6 protein-coding genes are annotated in these 6,778 nt (G+C 37.0%); 4 read left to right on the forward strand and 2 right to left on the reverse strand.

Going from position 1 to position 6,778, the window contains the following annotated elements; all coding sequences use genetic code 11:
- Nucleotides 1-210 precede the first annotated feature (210 nt).
- A complete protein-coding gene (locus tag DKM50_05750; GenBank protein PZM80144.1) occupies nt 211-735 on the reverse strand; it encodes a hypothetical protein in 525 nt (174 codons plus the stop codon).
- A gap of 154 nt (nt 736-889) precedes the next feature.
- Nucleotides 890-1,078: a hypothetical protein gene (locus DKM50_05755; GenBank protein PZM80145.1), complete on the reverse strand. Its 189-nt coding sequence runs from the start codon at nt 1,076-1,078 to the stop codon at nt 890-892.
- A gap of 472 nt (nt 1,079-1,550) precedes the next feature.
- On the opposite strand from DKM50_05755, the gene DKM50_05760 reads away from it, so the two are divergent.
- The 4 genes from DKM50_05760 (at nt 1,551) to DKM50_05775 (ending at nt 6,546) form a co-directional block, all read left to right on the forward strand.
- Nucleotides 1,551-2,576 carry a hypothetical protein gene (locus DKM50_05760; protein PZM80146.1) on the forward strand — a complete coding sequence of 342 codons (1,026 nt, stop codon included), beginning with the start codon at nt 1,551-1,553 and terminating at the stop codon, nt 2,574-2,576.
- 97 nt (nt 2,577-2,673) lie between these two features.
- Entirely contained in the window at nt 2,674-5,280 is a 2,607-nt protein-coding gene (locus tag DKM50_05765) for an ATPase (protein PZM80147.1), read from the forward strand.
- Between the two features lie 158 nt (nt 5,281-5,438).
- Nucleotides 5,439-6,137, forward strand: coding sequence for a hypothetical protein (locus tag DKM50_05770; GenBank protein ID PZM80148.1), 699 nt, complete (start codon nt 5,439-5,441; stop codon nt 6,135-6,137).
- 202 nt (nt 6,138-6,339) lie between these two features.
- Entirely contained in the window at nt 6,340-6,546 is a 207-nt protein-coding gene (locus tag DKM50_05775) for a cold-shock protein (protein PZM80149.1), read from the forward strand.
- Nucleotides 6,547-6,778: the final 232 nt, after the last annotated feature.

Below are 6,778 nucleotides of genomic sequence, written 5' to 3' on the forward strand. Positions count from 1 at the left end.
CTGCATCTGAAACTTTTTAATTATTCTCAATCTGGCCGGTTTATTTTGAATCGGCCAGATTATTCAGCAACATTAAGCCGGATTATTCTGAGAAATAACACTATTAAAGCGAAATTACATGGACATTAATAGCAAAACTCGGTACTTTTTTCCAGAAATACTGACTGCAGAAGATTTTGAAATGCTGGTTATTGCGGAGAAATCATAAAATCAAATTCCTGCTTTTTTATTTTTAACAATATATGATTTTATGTAATCTACTGTTTCATCCCAACCGATTTCATTGTTAATATTATTATATCCATCGAGATTTCCTATAATCATATTTTTTGGTTCATCTACATATGAAAGTTCCCATTTACTATCTTCAATAAACTTGTCAAAAGGTTTGATGATAACAGTTCGACTTCCATTATTTATAGTGAACGGATCTAATGCATAAATAAGCCCATTAATATTTGTTGATACAAAATAGTGAACATATTTTTTTGCTTGTATATATGAAATAACACAATCTTTATAGCCATCCATTTGTAAAAGAGTATAAAGAAATATTGCATTTCCAGTACATTGATTTCGAAAAGAAACGGGTTTATCTGTGTTGTTTTGGTGAATACTTTTCATGTTGATAACTGTTACTTGTGCTATTTTGTTAAGATAGCTTAAGGTACTAGGGAGGTTATCGCACAAACCTGGATTAATAGTTTCGTGAATAAGAATGATTTTACGTTTCATTCATTTATATCGACGATAAAATTTTATAATTGCATCAAGATCGTTAAATTTTCGTAAAAAATCGTTAAAAAAACTCCAATGTTATGGCGTCTGATAAATTCACTCTTAACATGGTTGAAAAAAAACAAAACCGATAGTGTTGTCGCTGCTGTTATTAACGTATTGTCGATAACAAAAAAAGAATAGAAATAACAATAATAAGGCTTGCCCCAACGATTGATAGGCTTTTTTGTGCTACAGCATAAACGGGCTTATTAAATGATAATGTGGCAAGTGCAGTATTTTTACCAAAGGTTACGGTTAAGCCAATAAAAGTTATTGTTGTCATCATACCGATTGCCATAAAGAAAACCGAGACCATTCCAATCATGATGGGGGATTTGAGTAAAAAAAGGATAATAAGTGCGAGTAGTATTGCATTAAACGAATGCAGAACAGCAAAATTAATGCCGAACAGGATAGGCTGCCGTAATTTACTATTTGAATTAAGAAAGTAACTTATAGCTATTATTTTGCCATGCCCAGGTCCGATAGAATGTCAGTATTATAGCTTGCCATAATACAAAGGTCTATCTTCAGATGTTTTCGATTTCAAAATGCTTGGGATATTTCACTAAGTTTCCCGTCACTTGTAACAAGTAAATGTCACGAACCCAGCTATAATGCCGGTTGGCTAAATGAGTGCATGGCAACATAGAGAAGTAGTAACGCTCAGTGCTTTCTCATACCCTCGGACATACTTAGTGTTTGTATTATAATTCCATTAATGATAAATTATAGTAAAGTATTAAAAGAAATATAAAGTGATATTTATTATGAATGAATTTATAACTTATTTTAAACAAAATTTTATTGGCTATATAACATTACTTCTTATTTGTTGGGTGGTTTTTTTAACCGACCTGGTAGTGTTGTTTATATTTCTTCTATTTATTTATCTTCTTACTGATGTTGTAACCCGAGATAGCCGGAAATGGATTCCTTTAGTTCCGGCGACGTTACTGTTCTGGTCTCTTTATATTCTTTTAATCGGATTGTTTTCCCTTATTGTTTTCAGACTTGTGCCTTTGATCTCTGTAGATGCTTCCCATTATTTTAATACTATTTGGCAGGATACCAGAGTGTTTTTATTTTTTCTCATAGAAAAATATCAGCTCTCAATAGATCTCGCTGCTTTAAAGCAACAGGCCTTTGATCAGCTTACGAAATCATTTGGACAGGCAATTCATATATTTAATAATGTCTCAAAGATGGTCGCCTATTTTCTTTTTGCTATAGTACTTAATTTTCTTTTTTATCGTGAAGGCAAGCAAATAGAAAAGGTTTTCACTAGTACTCCTAATAGTTTACTGGCATACATTTACCAATTCCTTTTGGCACGATTACAACGGTTTTATACATATTTTCGCAAAGTAATGGGCGGGCAGGTTGTCATCTCTTGTATTAATGTACTTCTCACTTTGGTTGTCATTAGCGTTTTGCATATCCCTCATAAAATAACTCTATTGTTTTTAGTATTTGTTTTCGGACTCGTTCCTGTATTGGGAAACCTCATTTCAAATACCATATTAACTGTCACTGCACTTGTATCGAGCGGAGTTATTTCTGCCCTCATCTGTCTGGTTTTTCTTATTGCAATCCATAAACTGGAGTATTTTCTGAATAGTAAAATTATCGGAGCTATTATTCGGTTGCCCATGTCTGTAATATTGCTGTCATTGCTGCTTGGCGAAGTAATCCTTGGCGTATGGGGAATGATGATCGCGATACCATTGGTACTTACCATCAAAGATGAGCTGGAAATTCTTCATCCCCCCAAAAAAACTAGTCAGGTTACTTAGTTTTATTAGATCTAATTACTCTAAATATTGCGACCTTTTCCTTCTATTAATAACATTTATGAATAATAACTTATAATTATAATGCTGGAGGTTGAGAATGAAAAATTACTTCAATCTATCTGAGAAGGAAGTCCTGGAGATTTTGAACGTTGATATTCATGGTTTATCAGATGCAGAAGTAGAAAAAAGGAAACTTCATTATGGATATAACGAATTAAACGCTGAAAAGAAAATAAGTGTTTTTCAGGTATTTTTAAGTCAATTTGCTGATTTTTTAGTACTTATATTGCTGGTTGCCGGTATAGTTTCTATCCTGTTAGGCGATATTGAGAGCGCAGCTGTTATTTTTGCAGTGACGCTCCTTAATGCATTCCTGGGAATGACACAACATATTCGGGCAGAGAAATCGCTGGAAAGCCTGAAGTCACTGGCGGCTCCTGTAGCTAAGGTGCGAAGAAACGGTGCCAAGGTAGAAATCCCGTCGCGCGAAGTTGTTGTGGGCGACCTATTGTTTTTGGATGCAGGAGATTATGTTGCTGCTGATGGAAGAATTATTGAGAATTATAATCTTCAGGTTAACGAAAGCTCGTTAACCGGTGAATCTGTTAGCATTATAAAATCCATTGATATTATCAGACAGGAAGAACTCACAGTCGGTGATAGGGTCAATATGGTTTTTTCCGGCAGCTTAATAACGTACGGTCGAGCTGTCGTCGCGGTTACTGGTACGGGTATGAATACCGAATTGGGGAATGTGGCTGCCTTGCTGGAAACTGCACAAGAAAAAAAGACCCCTCTTCAGGTTAGCCTTGATAAATTCGGGAAGAAACTTGCTTTTGTAATTCTTGCTTTGTGCATTATTATATTTTTGATAAATATTTCACGGGGGTATGCCCTTGGCGAATCTTTTTTGTTTGCAATTGCGCTGGCTGTTGCAGCTATCCCGGAAGCGCTTAGTTCCATCGTGACAATTGTTCTGGCATTCGGTACACAAAAAATGGCTAAAGAACATGCCATAGTCCGGAACCTGCATGCAGTTGAAAGCCTTGGCAGTGTCTCTGTTATCTGTTCTGATAAGACCGGTACGTTAACACAGAATAAAATGGTTGTAGAAAAACTATATGTTAACTCAAAGATCATAAACATCGTGAATTCGGATAGAAACGAGCCGGAATCCCGGAAACTAGCCCAAATGTGTGTTCTTTGTAATGATGCCGTAATTCAAAACGGACAGTCTATCGGGGATCCCACCGAGATAGCCCTGGTAACTATGGCCAAGCATTACACTATCGATGAGATAGAATATAGAAAGTCAGTACCGCGATTATCGGAATTGCCATTTGATTCGGACCGTAAACTTATGAGTACGCTACACGCCATTGATGGAAAGCTCGTAATGGTAACTAAAGGCGCAGTTGACGTGGTTCTCAAAAGGGCTCAATCAATTGAGGTCAGTAATGTTATTCGGCGTATAGGACAAGACGATCTGGATAATATCGGGCAGGTTAACCATGAATTTTCTTTAGACGGGTTACGGGTACTTGCGCTTGCATATAAACAGATTGAAGCTAGAGAGTTAACTCTGGATGACGAAAGTGACCTTATTTTTATAGGGTTAGTTGCGATGCAGGACCCTCCGCGCATTGAATCAAAGCAAGCTGTAGAAGCGTGCATACAAGCAGGTATCAAACCGGTTATGATTACCGGAGACCATAAGACAACAGCGTCCGCTATAGCTCAACATATCGGTATTCTCAAACCGGGCGACAAGGCTATAGAAGGTGCTGAAATCAATAAAATGTCTGATGAAGTATTAAAGTCGGAGGTCAGTAATATCTCAGTATATGCCCGTGTTTCGCCTGAACATAAAATAAAAATTGTAAGAGCATGGCAGGAGCGAGGCCATGTTGTTGCGATGACAGGAGACGGCGTTAATGATGCGCCAGCGCTAAAACAGTCAAACATCGGAATTGCTATGGGTAAAGTTGGTACCGAAGTGGCTAAAGAAGCTTCCTCTATAGTATTAACCGATGATAATTTTGCTACCATTGTTAAAGCGATTTCCAATGGCAGAAGCATCTACAGTAATATTAAACACTCGATTCAATTTTTGTTCTCAGGAAATATGGCTGGAATCCTGGCCGTTTTATATACTTCGGTTGCGGGCCTTCCTCTTCCTTTTACTGTGGTACAGCTTTTGTTCATTAATCTGGTAACAGACTCTATGCCAGCTATTGCGATAGGCCTGGAGCCACCCAATCCGGACGTTATGAAAGAATCACCAAGGGATATTAATGAACCAATTTTGACTCGCGATTTTCTGGTCGCGGTAGTTGCTGAAGGGGCACTTATTGCTGCCTGTACTCTCGCAGCTTTTTATTACGGGTTATCTAAGGAAGGTATTGCCCTTGCTAGTACCATGGCTTTCTCTACCTTAACGATAGCGAGATTGCTGCATGGCTTTAACTGCCGTTCCACGTTGCCGCTTTATAAAATAGGGCTCTTTTCCAATAAGTATCAATGGTTCGCTGTGACGCTCGGCAGCAGTATGGTTTTTATGGTCCTTACCATTAAACCCCTGGGAGAGCTCTTTAAGGTTGATCCTTCAGTTATTAATGAGCTTCACGTGATAGCCGGGTATGCAGTTATCCCTCTAATCATCGTACAGCTTTACAAGACAATTGCCTATGTTTTGAAAAAATAGCATATACTTTGTAATTGACCTAAGATACTTTCGTGTTTCGGGACGTTGTTGAATCGGGAACTAATTCATACCCATTACTGTTTAATTTAGTAGAGAAATTAATGTGCTTATAATTTCCAGAACCATAAATCGAACAATAAAAGGATAGGTACTTAACTATGAGAAAAATACTATATAACTCCTTAGCTATTTCAGCTCTTTTTATCACTATTGCGGGAGCCAATGCTATCGCCTCAACAAGACTCGACTTCGGATATCATTCAGGATACTGGAGACCTGATACGGCTGTTGTCGTGAAAGTTCCGGGATATCATCGAAGCAGACCTAACGAAGCTAACGGCTATCGCTATACCAGATACGAAGAAGAGTTGCTGGTACAGATACAACAACTCACGAACGAGATTTCTGAAATGAAACGAGAACGTAAAAGATCGGAAACGGTACTCGATGATTTTTATGATAATATTGATTATGATGAAAATAGCGGAAAATTTGCTAAAGAATATCGAAGGATCAGATATCTCGAAAAGAAGGTAGAAAATTTAGATGGCAAAATTGCTCAGGCTAATAGTGAATTAAATACCTTACGGTTGAAATGGAAGTCAGAAAGGTTTGGCAATCATCCTGTGGAGGAACACATTGTCTATCTAACGAACAGTTTTTCTCATTCTCCGTATCGGTTGCATCGAGTCAATGGGTATCTCAATTATAAAAACAAACCTTATAAACACCGATATTTTAATTCGAAGAACGAGAACTCTTCCGTTAATATAGCTATACAAACGATAGACGAAGAGGATAAGGATAGATTTCTTGAAAATAAAAAAGAACGTATCGAAAAATTGAAAAACAGGTAATAGTTAGTTTGTTTTTGTAAATAATACTATTATAATAAAAGTAAATAATGATGTGTTGAAATTTGTGAAGTCCTTTACTTTGCTGGCGTGGAATGGTATACTGTACTCAAGTGTTAAGAGTCAACAGATTATAATGAAATGATGATAATTATAGCTTAGAGCACCTGTATTGGTGCTTTTTTATTTTTTTAAGGAGTAAGCTATGAAAACTGGAATAGTAAAATGGTTTAATGCCAGTAAAGGTTTTGGCTTTATTACTCAAGATAGCGGAGAAGAAGACCTATTCGTCCATTTCTCGGGAATCAAAAAAGATGGTTACCGAAGTCTGAATGACGGCGAAAAAGTATCTTTCGACATTGAGAAAAGTCAGCGCGGTCCCTGTGCAACAAACGTTATATTAGCTGCCTGATAGGCATCAGCATAAAAGAACGATAGCACCGATAATTCGGTGCTATCGTTCTTTTATGGATCAATATCAAGTCCCTTCAATACCTCAATTATCATTGAAAACTCAAAGAATTGTCTGGGTTAATATTTCAAACAGCAGTTCTAATTATGAGTTTTAGCGCTGATAAACATTGAGTTCAGGCAATAAAGTATCCCTATTGGGATGATTATAATAGGGACGAGTCGCTCCCTAT

It is taken from the genome of Candidatus Margulisiibacteriota bacterium (genome assembly GCA_003242895.1).
Classification (GTDB): domain Bacteria; phylum Margulisbacteria; class Riflemargulisbacteria; order GWF2-39-127; family GWF2-39-127; genus GWF2-39-127.